This window comes from Kribbella sp. CA-245084, assembly GCF_050942355.1.
Taxonomy (GTDB): Bacteria; Actinomycetota; Actinomycetes; order Propionibacteriales; family Kribbellaceae; genus Kribbella.
Genome location: NZ_CP192053.1, coordinates 5988313 through 6005954 on the forward strand (window position 1 = coordinate 5988313; position 17642 = coordinate 6005954).

The 17642-nt window shown below is 68.3% G+C and carries 21 protein-coding genes; 7 read left to right on the forward strand and 14 right to left on the reverse strand.

The annotated features are described in order from the left end of the window. The first annotated feature begins 39 nt into the window (after window positions 1–39). Window positions 40–1089, forward strand: coding sequence for an aldo/keto reductase (locus ACQPYH_RS28460; RefSeq protein ID WP_432877304.1), 1050 nt, complete (start codon window positions 40–42; stop codon window positions 1087–1089). A gap of 61 nt (window positions 1090–1150) precedes the next feature. Here ACQPYH_RS28460 and ACQPYH_RS28465 read toward each other — a convergent pair whose 3' ends face one another. Continuing rightward, on the reverse strand, window positions 1151–2203 hold the full coding sequence (locus ACQPYH_RS28465) for a zinc-dependent alcohol dehydrogenase family protein (RefSeq protein ID WP_432877307.1): 1053 nt from the start codon (window positions 2201–2203) through the stop codon (window positions 1151–1153). A gap of 162 nt (window positions 2204–2365) precedes the next feature. On the opposite strand from ACQPYH_RS28465, the gene ACQPYH_RS28470 reads away from it, so the two are divergent. The 5 genes from ACQPYH_RS28470 to ACQPYH_RS28490 are packed head-to-tail and all read left to right on the forward strand — an operon-like array spanning window position 2366 to window position 5359. Then, the gene (locus ACQPYH_RS28470; RefSeq protein ID WP_432877310.1) at window positions 2366–3232 is read left to right on the forward strand and encodes a universal stress protein; all 867 of its coding nucleotides are present in this window, start codon (window positions 2366–2368) and stop codon (window positions 3230–3232) included. A 1-nt stretch (window position 3233) separates the two neighbouring features. After that, on the forward strand, window positions 3234–4124 hold the full coding sequence (locus ACQPYH_RS28475; protein WP_432877313.1) for an ABC transporter ATP-binding protein: 891 nt from the start codon (window positions 3234–3236) through the stop codon (window positions 4122–4124). Window positions 4125–4129: 5 nt separating this feature from the next. Further along, a complete protein-coding gene (locus ACQPYH_RS28480; protein WP_432877315.1) occupies window positions 4130–4621 on the forward strand; it encodes a hypothetical protein in 492 nt (163 codons plus the stop codon). Continuing rightward, window positions 4564–4932 (forward strand): hypothetical protein, encoded by a 369-nt coding sequence (locus ACQPYH_RS28485; RefSeq protein WP_432877318.1) that lies wholly within the window; start codon window positions 4564–4566, stop codon window positions 4930–4932. Before ACQPYH_RS28480 ends, ACQPYH_RS28485 begins: the two co-directional genes overlap by 58 nt. Before the next feature lie 7 nt (window positions 4933–4939). Beyond that, a complete protein-coding gene (locus tag ACQPYH_RS28490; protein ID WP_432877320.1) occupies window positions 4940–5359 on the forward strand; it encodes a hypothetical protein in 420 nt (139 codons plus the stop codon). Here ACQPYH_RS28490 and ACQPYH_RS28495 read toward each other — a convergent pair. From ACQPYH_RS28495 to ACQPYH_RS28540, 10 genes are all read right to left on the reverse strand, one after another. Beyond that, window positions 5276–5767, reverse strand: a complete 492-nt coding sequence (locus ACQPYH_RS28495) for a DUF2231 domain-containing protein (protein WP_432877322.1) — start codon at window positions 5765–5767, stop codon at window positions 5276–5278. The genes ACQPYH_RS28490 and ACQPYH_RS28495 overlap by 84 nt on opposite strands. A gap of 73 nt (window positions 5768–5840) precedes the next feature. Beyond that, window positions 5841–6293 carry an FMN-binding protein gene (locus tag ACQPYH_RS28500; protein WP_432877325.1) on the reverse strand — a complete coding sequence of 151 codons (453 nt, stop codon included), beginning with the start codon at window positions 6291–6293 and terminating at the stop codon, window positions 5841–5843. Beyond that, window positions 6290–6874 (reverse strand): FMN-binding protein, encoded by a 585-nt coding sequence (locus ACQPYH_RS28505; protein ID WP_432877327.1) that lies wholly within the window; start codon window positions 6872–6874, stop codon window positions 6290–6292. The genes ACQPYH_RS28500 and ACQPYH_RS28505 overlap by 4 nt, the downstream gene beginning before the upstream one ends. A 16-nt stretch (window positions 6875–6890) precedes the next feature. Then, window positions 6891–8309, reverse strand: a complete 1419-nt coding sequence (locus tag ACQPYH_RS28510; RefSeq protein WP_432877329.1) for a ferredoxin reductase family protein — start codon at window positions 8307–8309, stop codon at window positions 6891–6893. Between the two features lie 23 nt (window positions 8310–8332). Continuing rightward, window positions 8333–9565, reverse strand: a complete 1233-nt coding sequence (locus ACQPYH_RS28515; RefSeq protein WP_432877332.1) for a sensor histidine kinase — start codon at window positions 9563–9565, stop codon at window positions 8333–8335. Next, entirely contained in the window at window positions 9562–10218 is a 657-nt protein-coding gene (locus ACQPYH_RS28520) for a response regulator transcription factor (protein WP_432877335.1), read from the reverse strand. Before ACQPYH_RS28520 ends, ACQPYH_RS28515 begins: the two co-directional genes overlap by 4 nt. Beyond that, window positions 10218–10973, reverse strand: coding sequence for an FAD:protein FMN transferase (locus ACQPYH_RS28525; protein WP_432877337.1), 756 nt, complete (start codon window positions 10971–10973; stop codon window positions 10218–10220). The genes ACQPYH_RS28520 and ACQPYH_RS28525 overlap by 1 nt, the downstream gene beginning before the upstream one ends. 95 nt (window positions 10974–11068) lie before the next feature. Beyond that, entirely contained in the window at window positions 11069–11308 is a 240-nt protein-coding gene (locus ACQPYH_RS28530) for a cation-transporting P-type ATPase (RefSeq protein WP_432877340.1), read from the reverse strand. 54 nt (window positions 11309–11362) lie between these two features. Next, window positions 11363–12007, reverse strand: coding sequence for a CBS domain-containing protein (locus tag ACQPYH_RS28535; RefSeq protein WP_432894512.1), 645 nt, complete (start codon window positions 12005–12007; stop codon window positions 11363–11365). Window positions 12008–12036: 29 nt separating this feature from the next. Then, the gene (locus ACQPYH_RS28540) at window positions 12037–12882 is read right to left on the reverse strand and encodes a universal stress protein (protein ID WP_432877342.1); all 846 of its coding nucleotides are present in this window, start codon (window positions 12880–12882) and stop codon (window positions 12037–12039) included. A 265-nt stretch (window positions 12883–13147) separates the two neighbouring features. On the opposite strand from ACQPYH_RS28540, the gene ACQPYH_RS28545 reads away from it, so the two are divergent. Then, window positions 13148–13816 (forward strand): sigma 54 modulation/S30EA ribosomal C-terminal domain-containing protein, encoded by a 669-nt coding sequence (locus ACQPYH_RS28545; RefSeq protein WP_432877344.1) that lies wholly within the window; start codon window positions 13148–13150, stop codon window positions 13814–13816. A 139-nt stretch (window positions 13817–13955) separates the two neighbouring features. Here ACQPYH_RS28545 and ACQPYH_RS28550 read toward each other — a convergent pair whose 3' ends face one another. From ACQPYH_RS28550 to ACQPYH_RS28560, 3 genes are all read right to left on the reverse strand, one after another. After that, window positions 13956–15224 (reverse strand): IS110 family transposase, encoded by a 1269-nt coding sequence (locus tag ACQPYH_RS28550; RefSeq protein WP_432877346.1) that lies wholly within the window; start codon window positions 15222–15224, stop codon window positions 13956–13958. Window positions 15225–15503: 279 nt separating this feature from the next. Continuing rightward, window positions 15504–16148, reverse strand: a complete 645-nt coding sequence (locus ACQPYH_RS28555; RefSeq protein WP_432877349.1) for a TMEM175 family protein — start codon at window positions 16146–16148, stop codon at window positions 15504–15506. 521 nt (window positions 16149–16669) lie between these two features. After that, entirely contained in the window at window positions 16670–17641 is a 972-nt protein-coding gene (locus ACQPYH_RS28560; protein WP_432877352.1) for a PEP/pyruvate-binding domain-containing protein, read from the reverse strand. Window position 17642 lies beyond the last annotated feature (1 nt).

Here is a 17642-nt window from a genome sequence, read left to right on the forward strand (position 1 = left end):
CGTATCTGGAGAACTCTCCACATAGCTTAGAGGAGCACCATGCGATACATCAAGCTCGGCACGACCGGCCTGGACGTGTCACCGATCGCGGTCGGCGCCATGACCTTCGGCGAGCCCGATCGAGGGCATCCAGTGTGGTCGAAAGGCGAGGACGAGGCGCGGCCGCTGATCCAGCACGCGCTGGAGGCGGGGATCAACTTCTTCGACACCGCCAACATGTACTCGAACGGGTCCAGCGAGGAGATCCTCGGCCGCGCGCTCAAGGACTTCGCCGTCCGCGACGACGTGGTAATCGCGACCAAGCTCCGCCATCCGATGCGCACCGGCCCCAACGGCCGCGGCCTGTCCCGCAAGGCGATCATGACCGAGGTCGACCACTCGTTGCAACGCCTCGGGACCGACTACGTCGACCTGTACCAGATCCACCGCAACGATCACGCGACCCCGTGGGAGGAGACTCTTGAGGCGCTCAGCGATCTCGTGCAGGTCGGCAAGGTGCGGTACCTCGGTGCGTCGTCGATGCACGCCTGGGAGTTCGCGAAGGCGCTGCACCTGCAGAAGCAGCACGGCTGGGCGCGGTTCGTGTCCATGCAAGACCACTACAACCTGCTCGCACGTGAGGAGGAGCGCGAGATGATCCCACTGTGCCTGGACGAAGGCGTCGGCACGATCATCTGGTCACCACTTGCCCGCGGCCGCCTCGCCCGCGATTGGGACGATGCCAGGTCGACGGCGCGCTCCGAGACCGACGGCGCCTACGCGGACACGCTGTACTCGCCCGAGCAGAGGGCGTCCAACCGCGCGATCATCGACGCGGTCGGCGAGCGTGCCGACGGCCATGGCGTGAGCCGCGCGCAGATCGCGCTCGCATGGCTACGCCGCCAGCCGGTCGTCACCGCACCATTGGTCGGCGCCGGCTCGATCCACCAGCTCGACGAGGCCGTCGCGTCGTTGGACGTCGAGCTCACCGACGATGACGTACGGGCCCTCGAAGCGCCGTACACGCCGCGATACGACTGGCAGGGGATCTCCGACGAGGCCGAGATGGAGGCCATCCGCAAGCGCGTCCCAGGCATGGCACTGGCGTGACCCGCCTGGGTCAGACGGTAGCCGCGGTCCGCGGACTCGAGGACCGCGGCTTCCCCATTGGTTACTCGATTCCCTGGTCGCTGAACATCGCGACCTTCAAGGCACCGGTGGTGGCCGGGTCCGAGAACACGTCGTACGCGTCCTGCATCTCGTCGAGGCCGAACCGGTGAGTGATCAGGCCGGGCAGCTCGAGGCGGCCGGCGGCCAGCATCGACAGCAGCCTGGGGGTCGAGAACGTGTCGACCAGACCGGTCGTGATGGTGACGTTCTTGATCCACAGGTCTTCCAGGTGGAGTGTCGCGGGCGCACCGTGCACCCCGACGTTCGCGACGGTGCCGCCCGGACGGACGACGCGGGTGCACAGCTCGAAAGTGGCCGGTACGCCGACCGCCTCGATCGCCACGTCCGCGCCCAGCCCGCCGGTCAGCTCGCGAACCGTCGCCTCCACGTCTTCGTCCGGCCCGATGGCCAGATCCGCACCACGCTCCAGCGCAGCCTTGCGTCGCGAGTCGGCCGCATCGACGACCACGACCCGCGACGGCGTGAACAGCTTGCTCGTCGCGAGCGCCGCCAGACCGATCGGGCCCGCGCCCACGATCACCACGGTGTCGCCCGGCGAGACCTTGCCGTTCAGTACGCCGACCTCGAACGACGTCGGCAGGATGTCGGCCAGCAACACCGCTTCCTCGTTGGTGACGTTGTCGGGCAGCTTGTACACGGACCGGTCCGCGAACGGAACCCGGACCTGCTCGGCCTGCGTGCCGTCGATCAGGTGACCGAGAATCCAGCCGCCTCCGCCGAGGCACTGTCCGTAGTGCCCCTGCCGGCAGTACTCACACCGCCCGCAGGACGTGATGCAGGAGATCAGCACCCGGTCCCCGACCGCCACGCCACGGACGCCGCTGCCGACATCGGTGATCGTGCCGACCGCCTCGTGTCCCAGGATCCGCCCCGGCTGCACGGTCGGTACGTCGCCCTTCAGGATGTGCAGATCGGTACCGCAGATCGTCACCGCGTCGACGCGAACGATCGCGTCCTCAGGATCCTGGATCACGGGATCCGGCACCTCGTGCCAACTCCGCTGACCCGGACCGTTGTAGACCAATGCCTTCATTGCGAACCTCCCTGGACGAGACTTTCCACCTTCGACTCTGGACCGCCCGACCGGCCGTCACAGCGGCCGAACATCACCGTTCGGCGGGACCTTCGGCCCTGCCGACGGCACGTGCCCGCGGCTTGACTGGAGGTGCAAGGAGTACGAGCCCCGGGAGGTCCCATGTCCACCGAACTGCCTGTCCTGGTAGGGATTGACGGATCCCGCGACGGCCTGATCGCCCTCACCTGGGCGGCGTCGTACGCCGCGTTGCACGGAGCGCCGCTGCACGCGGTGTACGTGCTGGACAACGACCGCCCGGTCCCCGTCGGCCCGCCACCGACCGAACCGGACGACGGCACAGAGGTAGTCGACGACGCGCTCCAGGAACTCGAGCGGATCGGCTTCCGGGATGCCTCACTCGAACTGCGCCACGGGCATCCGGCACAGGTTCTTCTCCGGCTCGCCGAACGGTCCCAGGCACTGGTCGTCGGCCGGCGCGGCATGGGCGGCTTCGCCGAGCTCGTGCTCGGGTCCACCTCCCAGGCGTGTACGGCGCTGGCGACCCAGGTCCCGTTGGTCGTCGTCCCCGACACCTGGGATCCGACGGCGCCCCCGTACGGGCGCATCATGGTCGGCGTCGACGGATCCCTGGAGTGTCAGGACGCGCTGCGGTTCGCCTTCGAACTGGCCGACGCGACCGGTCTCGAGATTCTCGGTGTCCATGCGATCGACGTGCGCGAGAACTACCCGGACCCCAACAACTGGTTCGACTCGAGCCGGCAGCCATGGATCGACGCCGCCGACGATCTCCTGGCCGCAACCCTCGAGGGCTGGACCGCGAAGTACCCCAACGTCCCTGTCCAGCATCGTGGCGTCACCGACCACCCGGTCCTGGTGCTGGCCCGTGAGTCGAAGGATGCCGATCTGGTCGTCGTAGGAGGGGTCGGCCAGACGGCATTCTCCGAGTTGCGGATGGGCTCCGTGGCCCGCGGTCTGCTCTACCACTCGCACTGCCCGGTCGCCGTCATCCACCATCCGGAGTTCTGACATGGACCACGTCATCAGGACACGCAACCTGACCAAGCGCTTCGGTCACCGGACCGCTCTGGCCGGGCTGGACCTCGACGTACCGCCCGGGGTTGTCCTCGGGTACCTCGGGCCGAACGGCGCCGGCAAGACCACCACCATCCGTTTGCTGGCCGGGCTCATCCGCCCGACCGCCGGGTCCGCGATCGTCTTCGGGTTCGACGCCTCCGACCAGTACGACGCCTTGCAGCGGCAGATCGGCTACCTGCCAGGCGATTTCGTGGCGTATCCCGAGCTGACCGGTGCACAGTACCTCGACTACTTCGCCCACCTGTACGGCGGAGTCTCGCGGGACCGGATCGAGCTGCTGGCCAAACGGTTCGACCTGGACCTCAACCGCCGGATCGGCATGTTGTCGCGAGGCAACCGGCAGAAGGTCGGCATCGTCCAGGCCTTCATGCACGACCCGGACCTGCTGATCCTGGACGAGCCGACGACCGGGCTGGATCCGCTGATGCAGCGCGAGTTCCGCGAGCTGCTCCGTGAGACCGGGGACGCCGGGCGGACCGTGTTCCTCTCCTCGCACGTGCTGTCCGAGGTCGAGGCCGTCGCCGACGTCGTCGCGATCCTGCGTGCCGGCCGACTCGTCACCGTGCAGTCCGTGCAGGCGTTGAAGGACCGCGCCAGGCGGCGGCTCGATCTCACGTTCGACGGCCCACCGCCGGGCGGCCGCATCCAGGCCGTACCGGGTGTTCAAGAGCTGTCGATCGACGGTCGCATCGCGCACGTCGTGGTCTCGGGATCGACGGCCGAGCTGATCAAGGCCGTCGCGCCGTACGACGTGACCAGCGTAGTCAGCCACGAGACCGATCTCGAGGCCACGTTCCTCGACTACTACGACGGCCAGGAGTGAGGGTCATGTTCCGCAACGTCTATCTGAAGTCGCTGTACGACGCGCGCCGCGGACTCACCGGCTGGTCGATCGCGATCGTCGCTCTCGTACTGCTCGAGTCTGCGCTGTGGCCGTCGGTCCGCGACATGCTGGACGTGAAGGACCTGTACCAGTCGTTCCCCGAACAGCTGCGGAAGTTCTTCAACCTCGAGGCGATGGCCACCGGCACCGGCTTCCTAAACGCCGAGCTGTTCACGATCATGCTGCCGGGTCTGTTCCTGGTCTACGGGATCGGCCACGGCGCGCGGACGATAGCCGGCGAGGAGGAACGGGCACCCTCGAGCTGCTGCTGGTCACCCCGGTCTCCGGCGCCCGGATCGTTCTCGACAAGGCTCTCGCGCTCGCATCCTCGATCGCGGTCCTCGGTCTCGCTCTGTTCGCGGCGACCACTCTCGGCAGCGTGGTCTTCGATCTCGGCATCTCCCTGGCGGACGCAGCCAGCGGTGCTCTCGCGATGACGCTGCTCGGCGTCGAGTACGGCTTGCTCGCCTTGGCGGTCGGCGCGCTCACGGGTCGTCGTACCACCGCGATCGGAGTCTCCGCCGCAGCGGCCGCCGCGGCGTACGTCGTGTACGCCGCGGGCCTGATCCTGCCGCGCTTCGAGTCCTGGCAGCCGTACTCCCCCATCCACCAGGCCTTCCACGACGGCCCCCTCGGCGCCGGCCTCCAACTCAGCTACCTCTGGCTCCTCGCCGGATCCGCGCTGCTGGTCGCCATTGCCCTACCGTCCTTGGACGGCCGCGACATCTCCACCGCCCACGGAGGCTGACCCGACCATGCCGAACCGCCGCAACCTCGCCGCCGGCATCCCCGTCGGCGCACTCGTTGCCCTCTACCTGGCGTTCCTTGCCACCGGCAACCTGCTCTCCCCTCGCGCGATGGCCGCTGCCGCTCTCCTCATGACCGGCGCGACGAGTTTGCTGCTAGCCGACGACCACGACCCGCCCGCCGTCAGCTGGATCACCCCGATCCTCGCCCTCCCTGCGGTCGTCTGCGCAACCCTCGCGCTAGCGTTCCCGCCCACCCTGCTGCTGACCATCACGACCGCCACAACACTCGCCCTCTGGACGATCCAGCTCGCTCTACACCTCACCTTCGCGGATGGTTGGCAGTCAGGGGCGTGCGGCCCAGTTGTTCCAGCTGGCCTTGGCGCCGGAGTCGCCGATGCGGACCACGTCGTACACGGCGGCGGCTGAGACGAGGACGGCGACGACGGTCAGTGTCGAGGTGAGGGCGTTCGAGGTGGGTGCGAGGAAGGTGCGTGTGGCCGGCGTCCGGCCGGTGCTCTCGCGCTGACGCCACCACAGGACGACCGCCATCAGTGCCACTCCGATCGCCGCGTAGATCGCGGTGTCGCCGAGCTCGGCGTGCCGGTGGATGAGCGGATTCGGTGAGAGGCGGTGTTCGAGCCATTCGCCGGCGCTGGTTGTGATCGGCACCAGTACGACGACCAGCAGTGAGAGGACCGCGTTCGGGCCGGCCAGCCGTCGTCTCGCCGCGGACCAGAGCGCTGTCAGCGCCAGAACGGCCGCCGACAGCGGGAGCAGGACGACGATGGCGTGCACAAGGAGCACATGGGCCGGGAGACCGTTAACTGTCTGCATCAGGTTCCTTCGACTCGTACTGGTTCGGAGCAGCCAGGCTGGCAGCGGGTTCTTGGGGAATTCTTGGAACGCGTCAGCCCGCGGCCCGGAAGTGCGCGGCGTCCAGAGCCGACTGCAGCGAACGGCGGTACCCGTCCGAGGTGAACGTTGCCCCCGACACCGTGTCGATCCGCCCGCTCTGTGCGGCGATCGCCTCCTGCTCCAACTGCGGCAGCGCGAACGAGCTGATCTCCCGATCACGCCCACCCGACGACGGGTACACCAACGCGGTCACCCCGACCAGCCGATGCCCGCGGATCGCAACCCGGACCTGCACCGGCCCGTACCGCGTGCCTTCCGACGTACCGTTCACCGTCAGGTCCCCCGACCCGGGCGACGTGCTGACGACACCGGGTGTTGCCGTGGGCACCGATGTGCTCGCCACGTGGTTGCGGCTCGTCGGGAAGAGAAACAGCAGCACAAGCAGTACGCCGGTACTCCCGCCGGCCACGAGGTTACGTCGCAGCCGCTCGGAGTGCCTGTTCATCGCGCGCCTGCCCGATGGGCAGCATCGAGCGCTGATTGCAACGACTGGCGATACCCATCCGAGGTGAAGGTCGCGCCGGACACGGTGTCGATCTGCGCGCTCTGTGCGGCCAACGCCTCGTGATCGAGCTGCGGGACCGCGTAGCTGTTGATCTGATCGGTTTGTCCGTCACCGCTCGGGTGCTGCAAGGTGTGCGCCTCGACGATCCGTCCCCCGCGCACCGTCACCTCGACCTGCACCGGCCCGTACTGCGTGTCCACGACACCACCGGCCGCGACAACGGAACTGCTCTTGGGGGTGGCGGTACTTCGCTGCGGCGCCGGCGGACGGCTCGAACGCGGCGAGGGCGAGACGCTCGGTCGCGTGGACGGCGAGGTCGTCGGTTGCGAGGACGGCGAGGTCGTCGGCACGGTCCGGCTCCCGCTGCGGCTGGATTGTGCCGTCGATGTGGGCCTCGGCTGCTCGGAGCCGACCGACGCAGGTCCCACGTCGGCCGAATGGGTCCGCACACTCGCCCCGAGCGCGACGGCGACGACTGCCGTGGTCGCCACCGTCATCAGCAGTCTGATCCCGCGCCTCACGCAAACTCTCCTCTCATCACGAGAACCGTTCCTGATGCAACTGCGCCGCAGGCAACCCGCTCGCCACCGCGGCAGCGCACACCGCGTCCATCCACCGATCCGGACCGCAGACATACACGTCGTACCGCTCGATTCCGGGCACGACCTGGCGCAGGGCGTCCTCGTCGGACCAGGACATGAGACCCTCCGGCAACCACGAGCTCCGGTTCCGGATCCGCGGTCCGAGCAAGTAGTGCACCGTGATGCCGCGACGACCGGCCAACTGGTCGAGTTCGTCCCGGAACACCAGATCGGCGGCACGGTGCGCCCGGTAGACGAGAACCGCGTTGCCCGGCCGGTACTCGAGCTCCTCCAGCAACGCCCGCAGCGGCGTAATACCGATGCCGCAGGCAAACATCGCGACCCGGTCGGTGACCCTCCGCTCGGCCGTCAACCGACCGTACGGTCCCTCGACGGCAACGCGAGTACCGGGCCGCAGGCGCGCCAACCGGCCGCTGCCGTCACCCGCCGCCTTCGCCGTCACCCGCAACCGGTCAGGCGCCGGCGAGGCCGACAACGAGTACGGATTGCCCCGCGACCAACCCGGACCGTCGAGGAACCGGAACACGAAATACTGCCCCGCCCGGACCGGCATCCGATGCAGACCACGACCGCCGAGCAGCACCGTCACCACGCCAGGTGCCTCACGCACGACCTCGCGCACCGTCAGCCCGTAGCGCAGCGTCCGCCACAGCGGCAGTGCGACGCGATACAGAACGATCGCGGCGAGCGCGACGCCGTACGCCGACCACCAGTACGTCCGCGCCACCGCCGACGTGGTGAAGTCCGCACCGGTCCAGATCTCGTGCGGTATCGACAGCCCGACGCCGATGTACGCGTACAGGTGGAGCAGGTGCCACGACTCGTACCGCAACGCCTTCCGCGCCGCCCGGACCGACGTGACGACGACCAGCGTCAGTGCCACGCTGGCCGCGGCCGCGAGCAGCATCCCGCCGTACGTCGTGACAACGTTCCACGTCTCCCGCAGCAGGTTGTCGTGATCGCGCAGGGTGTACCCGATGAGGATCAACGCGATGTGCACCAGCAGCAGATTGAACGACCAGAAACCGACCAGCCGGTGGCGGCGCGCCAACTCGTCCTGACCGTAGCTCCGCTCGATCATCGGCACCCTGGCCATCAGGAACACCTGCACCAGCAACAGGTCCGCGGCGACCAGTCCGGACAGCCTGCCGAGCGACGTGAACAGGTCAGCCGGCCCGCTCGCGAGCAACTGCAAGCCGCGTCCTGACACCCACAGCGCCACCACGACCAGCACGCTCGCCCAGCACAGCACTCCGGCGACGTCGCGCCACCAGGACGGCGTACGGCGCGGCCGACGGCGGGCATGCGCGATCCGCGGCCCTCTCAGGGCCGGTGCGGGATCGCGGTACGTCATGCTCCGACGATGACCGCCGATTCTTAGCCCTTCCTTGGACCGGCCTCCCCGAGCGCGGGCAGCACGAGCTCGAACGTCGCACCGACCTCGCTCGGTGCCAGCCGGAGCTGGCCACCGAGCCGGTTCGCGACGTCGTGTGCGAGCGCCAGCCCAAGACCGTAATGCGCACGCCCGGCCCGATGACCGCCCGAGTCGAACCGCCGGAGGATCCGCTGTGCGGCCTCCGGACCGATCCCAGGACCCGTGTCACTGACCGCGAGGATCACCTCGCCACGCTGCCGCCGTACCGTGATCCGCACCGCGCCGTCGCGTGGCGTGTGGTCGATCGCATTGTCGACCAGAGCGATCGTGGCGCGCCTGATCGCGCTGGGCGATCCCAGCGCAGGCGCGGAGTCACGGTCAGTCTCCCAGCTCAGTCGTACGCCGGCCTGCTCGGCGTGCGCGCCCGCGGTCTCGGCCACGTCCCGCGCGACGCTGACCAGGTCCACCGGCTCGTACTCCTCGGTGCCTCGCGGGTCCGCCGCGGCCAGCAGGTCGTCGACGACCTCGGCCAACCGGCGCGTGTCATCGACCACACCGTCTGCATCGTCGAGCACTTCCGCACTCGCACCACCGCGGCGCAACGCCCGCTCGAGCACCTGTGCTCGCGTGCTCAGCAACGTCAACGGCGTACGCAACTCATGACCCGCGTCAGCGACGAACGCGCGCTGCAGCGTCAAAGCCTGAGCAAGCGGTCGCACCGCGCGCCGCCCGATCAGAACCCCGAGCAGTCCGGCCAGCAGCAGACCGAGAAGCGCTGCGACACCGGCCGCCTGCAGCAGACGGGTCCGCTCCTTGTGAGCCGTCGCCAGGTTCAGAACCGCCTGCACGGGCTTGCCGTTGGTCACGCCGGAGGCGATGCGGTACTCACCCTCGTCGTTCTCCACCGTGATCAACTGGACCTGAGACGTGGCGTGCGCTCGTAGGGACGCAAGCTCGGGCAGGAGCTCGTCCGGCAGCCCGGGCGACGCAACCGCGCCCGACGGATTGGTCATCACCAACCAAGTGCCGGCAGGCGGATCCCCGACATCGTCCGCGGTGGCGATCGCAGACCGGAGCAGATCGTCGGCCGCACCCGTCTGCCCCCGAACGAATACCAGTGTGACCAGAGCGATCAGCAGCAGCATCGCCATCGCGACCAGGGCCGCGGCCTGTACGGCCACGCCGCGGGCAGCTCGGCGAACGAGCACCTCGTCGCCGATCGGCCGTCCACTCATGACTTCCCCAACCGGTAACCCAGCCCGCGCACCGTGCTGATCACACCCCGGCCCAGCTTCCGCCGGCAGTAGTGGACGTAGGTGTCCACGACCGTCTCCGACTCCGCCTCGCCGAACACCCGATCGAGCAACTCGGCCCGACTGAATACAGCCGCCGGCCGCGCCGCGAGCAACCCGAGCAGCGCGGCCTCCCGCTCCGACAACTCCACGGTCCCGCCGTCGTCGCGTCGTACTGTGCGGCTCGCCAGATCGAGCGCACCACCCGGTACGGCGAGCTCGATCGCGTGATCGAGATGACGCCGGAGCAGCGCGCGGACCCGGGCCAGCAACTCGCTCAGCTCGAACGGCTTCGTGACGTAATCCTCAGCGCCCGCATCCAGCCCCTCGACTCGGTCCGCCGTGCTGTTGCGCGCGGACAGCACCAGGATCGGCGTACCGACACCACGGCTGCGCAACCGTGCGATCAGATCCAGACCCTCGACGGCCGGCAGCCCGCGATCGACGATCATCGCGTCGACCGGCTGGGTCAGCGCCAGGTGCAGACCGGTGTGCCCGTCGCCGGCCCGCGTCACGGCGTACCCCTCGTCGGTCAGCACCCGATCGAGCAGACGAGCCAGGTCGGTGTCGTCCTCGACCAGCAGGATCCGGGCCATCACCCGCCTCCCCAGCCGGGTGTCGCGAACAGCTTGCCGTCGGCAAGGATCCCGAGACCTTCGTAGCCACGCAGCGCGGTCAGCACCTCGGGCCAGTCGTCCTCGGCAACGAACGCGGCCGTGGCCAGCACATCGGCGTACTCCAAGGACGGCCCGGTCACCGACACCGACGCCCACCTGCTCTCCACCGCACCACCCGATCGCGGGTCATACAGGTGCGCACCGCGCGCCGCCGTACCACTCGTCGCCACCGCTCCCCCGGTCCGCGACACGCTCGCAAGCACCCGGCCCGTGTCGCGCGGGTCCTGGATGCCGACCGTGAACGGCTCTTTGCTCGGACACACCACGAGCACGTCACCGCCCGCATTCAGGCACCAGTCCACGTCATCGACCTCCCGCAACCGCGCGCCGGCACGCTCGACGGACCACCCCTTCACCAACCCCGAAGGATCCCACGTGCCACCAGGTACCTGAGCATCGAACAAGCCGCCGGTCAGCTCCCGCGCAGCGACACACCGCTCGGCAACCTCCCGCACCACCGGATCAACACCATCCCAACCCACCTCGCCCCGCGCCAGCAGACTCACCGCACTGTCGGCCTTGTACGGCGAGAACACCCGATCGACCTCGACCAGCTCGGCGTAGACCCCTCGCACCGCAGCCTCCGCCACTTCCGACTCAGCTCCGTCCCCACGAGCGAGCACACTGATCGGCAGCCCCATGACCTGCTCGACCCAACTCCGCCGCGGCACCATGCGGCAACCGTACGTCGGCCTCCTCACCCGACCCGCTTACGGCGCCGCCTGCACGAGCCAGGTAGGCAGCTGCGCCGGCCACTCGAAGACAGCGCTCATGATCTCGCTCGGCGTCGGCGTAGTCGCCACAATTCGTCGGCTCCCCAAACCAGGACCGGGAATGCCGGCGGCACCAACAGCTGTGACAGGGGTGCTACTGCGGTCCCGAACCAGAGAAGCAACGCGAGAGGGTGGATGAGCCGACGCTCCAGCTCACCCACCCAGCTGTTTGCCCGTTTCCGGGTCAGTTCCTTAGGTCCGTGGGCCTCGAGCCTCCGCTGAGCCCCGCGGCTCAACTCGTCGTCAGGTCCGTCGAGATCTGCTGCTCCCTGGTCACCGGCCCGGGCTCTCTAGTAGTAGATCGCGCCCGGGGCGCGAGTCATGTCGTCGACCATCCAGGTCAACTCGTTGTTGGTCGCGACGACACCGTCGACACCGCGGACGAGCTCCTCGGCGAGCGTTACTGTGCTGCGCTTCTCTACCTGACCGGTCAGGGTCACCACGCCCTCGAGGACCGACACCTCCACTGCCATCGGGTCGTCCCACAAATTGCGGTCCACGACGTCGCGCCGTACCCGGGCCAGAATCTCCTTGTCCGGGGCAAGGAACGCCCGCAGCAGGTCCGACCGCGAGACGATGCCGATCAGCTCGTCTCCGTCGGTCACGACCAGACGGGTGATCCCGCGAGCGGCCATCAAACGTGCCGCCTCATCGAGGGTGCAGCCACCTTCCACGGTGACCGCCGGACTGGTCATCAGCGCACCGGCGGTCTGTGCGTTCGCCTTCGACCGCGTCTTGCGGTGCGACCACGGCATACCGAGACGGGTCGACCGCTGGAACTCCTCCTTGCGGAGCAGGTCCGTCTCGGAGACGATCCCGGCCACTGCGCCGTACGCACTGCGGACCGGCACCGCGCTGATGTGCTGCTCGGCCAGAACAGCGGCGACGGCCTTGAACGGCGTGTCCTCGTTGACGGTGACGACGTCCCTTGTCATCACGTCCGAAACTGTCAGGAAATGACGCATCATGACTCCTTGTGCCGGCGGACGATCGCCACAGGCGAGTCCGCATGGTGTAACAGGCTCTGACTGACGGACCCCAGCAACAGTCCGGCGACACCGCCGCGACCGCGGGAACCGACGACGACGAGCGAAGCGGTCTCCGACAGGTCGACGAGCCGAGCACTCGCCCGTCCGTCGACGACGGAGGCGCCGACCCTCACCGTGGGGAACTTGTCCCGGTACGGCGCGATGCTCCCTGCGAGCCAGTTCTTCAGCAGTTCCTCCGTGTCGTCGATCGCCTCGGCATGCTCCGCCTGCGGCTGCCAGCAGTAGACGACCTCGAGTGGCTGACCCGTCTGAGCCGCCTCCTCGAACGCGAAGACGACCGCGTCCTCGGAGTCCGGCGAACCGTCGGATCCCACTACCACCGGGCCGGTACGGCGCTCGCCGCGCACCACGACGACCGGGCACGGCGCCTTGGCCGCCATCGCGGTCGCCACCGACCCCAGCACCGCAGCCGACATCTTGTTCCGCGACCGGGTCCCGACCACGACCATCGCGGCGTCGCCCGCCTCCATCAGGATCGCGGTCGACGGATCAGTGTTCGCCAGCCACCCGGACGCAGGCTTGGACCCGAGCCGGTCCCGGGCGAATCGCACGGCCTCGTCCAGTTCGTGCTGGAACTGGTCCAACGGCATCTGCGGGGGCACGTAGCCATCCATCCCGATGGCCGGCCAACGGTCGACCTCATTCAGGTACGCCCGGACAACCCGGACCGCCAACTCCCGCTGCTTCGCCGCATCGACGGCCCAGCGAAGGGCGATCTGGCTCTCGGATGTGCCGTCCACACCCACGAGGATGAACTTCATCGTTACTCCGTTCCGGTTCAGTTACTGGGGTGCTGGGCGAGGATTTCCTTGAGCCCGTCGACGAAGGCCGGCCACTCGTAGCCGTAGAAACCCCGCTGTCCGGATCCCCACTACCACTGTCATCCCGCCGTACCCGTCGGAGCAGTGCCGTCAGCCCCCGTTCGACCGGGACCTTGGTCCTCAGCACGACGGGTCTGCCCCAAGAGGCGTAGGGGTGGCACTCTGGAGGGGATGCAACCGCGGGGGCGGTGCTGTCAGGGGGAACATGAGTACAGAACGGCACTTCGCGCTGCCACAGGGGCCGAAGGCAATGATTGCGGTCAGCATCCGGGGAATTCTGCCGACCGATGCCGCAGCGGCGGTCCAACAGCACCTCGCACCGATTCTTGGCCCGGTGGCACCGCACAGCCGTGTTCGGCTCACCCGGCTGGCCGAGCCCGAGCTGACGAGGCCGCTGCTGGCGCAGGTCGACGTACAACTCGGCGGTGGCCGCCGGATCCGGGCGCAGGTAGCCGCCGGGACGGTGTCCGAGGTTGTCGGCCGGCTCGCGAAGCGCACTATCGAGCAGCTGTGTCTGTTCCCGAACGTGCTCTCCGAGCGTCTCCGCGCACGCGTCGGCGCCGCGATGCCGCCCTCACTGCCGGAACTATTGCCGCCGCCCGGGCGCCGCGTGGTCCGTCACAAACTCTGTCACCCGGAGACGATGACAGCGGCCGAAGCGATCGCCGAGCTCCAGGCGCTGGACTACCGGTTCCATCTATTCCGGGAGAAGTACAGTCGCCAGGACAGCATGGTGATCCGGGACGGCTCCGGTCGTTACCGGATCATCCAGTACGACCGAATCCGATCGGTCTCACCGTCGCCTCGCCACAGATCGTGCTCGCTACGGCGGAGCGTCGCAGCGTCGCGCTCGCGATTGCCCGGCTTGACCTGACTGTGATCCGTCAACAGATCCGCGACAGATATCCGTCAACTGATGTGCGGCAGGCTAGAAGCCTGGCGACCACCTCGGGCGCTGGCGAACGCACGCACATGGCTCCCCTCTGTGTCAAGGGGTACTCGTCCCGCGTTGGTCAGGTTGCGCCGGTCCTCGCCGGTGTCAAGCAGAGTGCGCTTGACGCCGGCTGTGGGTCGGCGCTGGTAGTGGACGCGGGGAACGAGGCGGAAGAACGGGCGGTGTGGGTCGGCGTATGGTCGGCGGTGGCGGGTCCGGGAAGTGACTTGTCCGAAGAGCCGGCATGGGGATGTGAGCTGGTCACGCTGGAGTCGGTAGACGTTCCCCGGTGTCCTCCCGGGCCCGTCTGTGTCTGTCTCAGGGCGTCGTTGAGCATCTGTTGATAGACGATGTCGGACAGGCGTCGCTTCACGCACCGCATTGCCTCCATGGGTGCCTTGCCGTCGGCCTTCTTGCGTTCGTAGTAGTCGCGGCCCTGGCTGGGGTTGCGGATCTGGACGCGGGCCATGATGTGTAGCACCCGGTTGATCTGCCGGTTGCCCGCGCGGGAGAGCCGGTGGCGGACCTGGTCGCCGGAGGAGGCGTCGATGGGCGCGGTGCCGTTCCAGGACGCGAAGTGGGCCTTGTCCGGGAACCGGGTGATGTCGCCGACCTCCACTAGGAGCCGGGCCGCGCCGGAGGGGCCGATGCCGGGCAGGCCGAGCAGCCCGGTGCCGGTGGCTGCGACGAGTTCGGTGAGCTCCTTGTTCGCGGCCTTCTTGCGCGCGTAGATCCGCTCGAGGTCGCTGATCAGTTCCGCGGCGACCCGTCGTCGGGCCTTGCCTGCAGCGTCACGGGGTCGCACCTTGGCCAGCAGCGCCCTGGCCTGGCGGGCCGACAGGTCCTTCTTCGCGCCGCCCGGGATCAGTTCCAACAGCAGCTGGTGCAGCTGCGACACCATCCGGGTGTGGTCCTCACCCAGCGACCGGCGCCGGTCGACCAGGATCCGCAGCACCGCGAGCTGCTCGTCGTTGACCACCGGACGCAGACCGGTCATCCGGGTACCGACCAGCGCGACCGAGTGCGCGTCGGTGACGTCGGTCTTGCGGCCCTGCCCAGTCGCGAACACCCGCGCGCGGGCCGACAGCTTGGGTGGGACGTCGACGACCTGTTCGCCGTCAGCGAGCAGCCGGTTGGCGATGTGCTTGCCGATGCCGGCGCAGCCTTCGATCGCCCAGACCCGGTCCGGCCACTGCCGGCCGTAGCGGAGCATCGCGGCGTAGCCGTCGCGGTCGGTGCCGAACCGGCCCGCGCCCTGGATGGTCTCCTCGGCGGACATGATCTCGATCGTTGCTGAACGCTTGTGCGGGTCCATGCCAATGACCACGCGATCTGCTGTGGAGCTCATGGAGTCCTCCGTTGCTCGATGCACTGCTGGTTATCGAGCCGGGAGGGCAACGCTGCTTCGAGCCACACAAACCCCTCTTGAGCCTCTCCTGGCCCTAGCGACGCCCGGACCGCGCAGGCCAAATGAGAGCCACACGACCAGCGTGGGCAGCCGAAATGAGAGCGACAAGCCGGGCGCCTGAACCGAGCCTCGCCAGGATCGATCCTAGGAGCAATACAACAAGCAGCCGATGAGCGGACGTCCGTCGCCCCGGAATAGGGATGCTGACAGGGCTGGGCCTCAGGCATCCGCGGATCGGTTCCGGATCGCGCGGAAGGGCACAAGGATGTAGACGGCGATCGCCAAGTAGCCGACCACGGCAACGACCGGCCAGAAGAGGCCCAGAACGATCAACGCGACGTAGCCGGCAACACCCGGTGTGAGCCGCTTTCTCAATGTCTCGACGTCCTCGTCGGCCAGGTCAGCACTGACCAGATGGTCGTGGACCGCGAATCTCCACAGGACGGACAGCAGCGCCGACACCAGCAGCAGATTAATGCCGTAGACCGTGGCGGCAACCCGCTCCGCGTCGGTCTTCTCGACATACTCGGCAAGCAGTCGGGTCGGGAACGGGAGAAAGGAAACCACCAGGAGTAGGAGCAGATTCAGCCGGATCAGGATCGAGGTCGCGTGGTCGAGGTGCTCGGTGATCACGGTATGCGCGAACCACACCGCGCCGATGGTCGCGAAACTCACCAGGTACGCCAGGTACGACGGCCACTGATCAACCAGCGCACCCCAGAGGTCATCCTCGGAGCCGGCGGGCACTGCGATCTCCAGCACGAGAAGCGTGATCGCGATCGCGAACACGCCGTCGCTGAACGCCTCCATCCGTGCGGTCCGATAGCCCGGAGCGCGAGCCTGCGAGTCAGCATCGTCAGCCATAGCCTGAGTGTGGCAGTGACGCCCGGACCGCGGAAGATACGTCCGTGCCCGCTCATGCCGCGGTCCGCACTGTCGAACGTCGCAGATCACCTGGCGGACGACTGTCGCGCATCAGTCGACGGAGGACACCGGCTTGACCTGACCGGCGGACCAGTTGAGATCTTTACCGACAAGGCCACCGGTCGCCTGCACGCCTTGTACGCACGGTACGACGGGCACTACGGTCTGCTCGGTCCGGAAGTAGCGATCAGGGTGCCTCGAAGAGCGCGTTCTCCGCAGTCAGCCCGGCGGTCACCTCGCCGAACGTCGTGATCCGGCGGGCGGCGTCGAGTTGCGGACGCACCGTCGCCGAGGCGTCCGCGAAGTACCACGGGTTCAGACGGTCGAAGGACGCATGCTCGGGCCGGTCCGGGTGTTCGTACGTCGAACCTGCCGGCCTTAGGCGAATGCCGCGACCGAGAGCAGCTCGGCCGTCGTCACCACGCCCTGGCCGCCGCGGCCGTGGATCCTCACCTCGAACATCACGTCACCTGGACGCGGGCGCCGGCAACGGACCGGCCGCGTGCCTGGATCGTCACCGTCGGCGTCGTACCCGGGCGGACTTCGACGACGTAGAGCTCGCCGGTGCAGCCGTCCTTGGCCCATTCGAGCGTCGTCGGGCGGCAGAAGTGCTTGTCGGACAGAACCGACCACTCCGCAAGCTTCTCCAGCTCCGCGTCGGTCAGCACGAGGGCGTCTCGCTCCTCGTCGGTCGTCGCGACCGTGCGGGTTCCGCGCGGATCGGCGTACACCGACTTCGTCAGCTTCGCCCCGCGGTGCTTCACGATCATCGGGCGGCCACCAGGATGCACGGAGTACTGGTCGGCGCCGCCGGTCGACGGCTCGCCGAGACCCCAACTGGCCCGCACCCGCACGAACGTGCTCTCGCCGCGGGCGGTGCCAGAGGCACCGACGTCGGAGCGGACCATCCGCTGCACGGTCACCGGCATCGCGACCCGCAGGTGATCGATGCCTTCGGCCTCGCGGTTGACAACAGCAACAAAGCCGTAGAGCGAGGCGAAGCACCGCCGGCAGGCGGCGATCACGTCGGCGGTCGTGGTCAGGTGAAGGAAGGCCTCGTCCTGTACGGCGTCAGGGGACGTCACCGGACTGCATCGAACGGCCACCTCGGCGCCTTCGCCGCCAAGTTCCTGGTACGCCGCCGACATGTCGTCGACCAATGCCGACGGCAACGAAGCGTCGCGGAAGGCGGACCGGATCTCGGCCGCGGCCACGACCACGTCGCGACCGGCCCGGAATCTGCGGATCGCCTGGGCAATCTCCGGTCCGAGCCGCGCGTCTCGCACGAACTCCCGGTACGCCTCGGCGGTCACCGCGAAGCCTTCCGGAACCTGAATGCCCTCCTGGGCCAACTCGGCCAACCGAGCCGCCTTGACGCCGACCTCGGCCGGATCCACGTCGCCCTTGAGTCCTACGATGTACTCGCTGTTCATG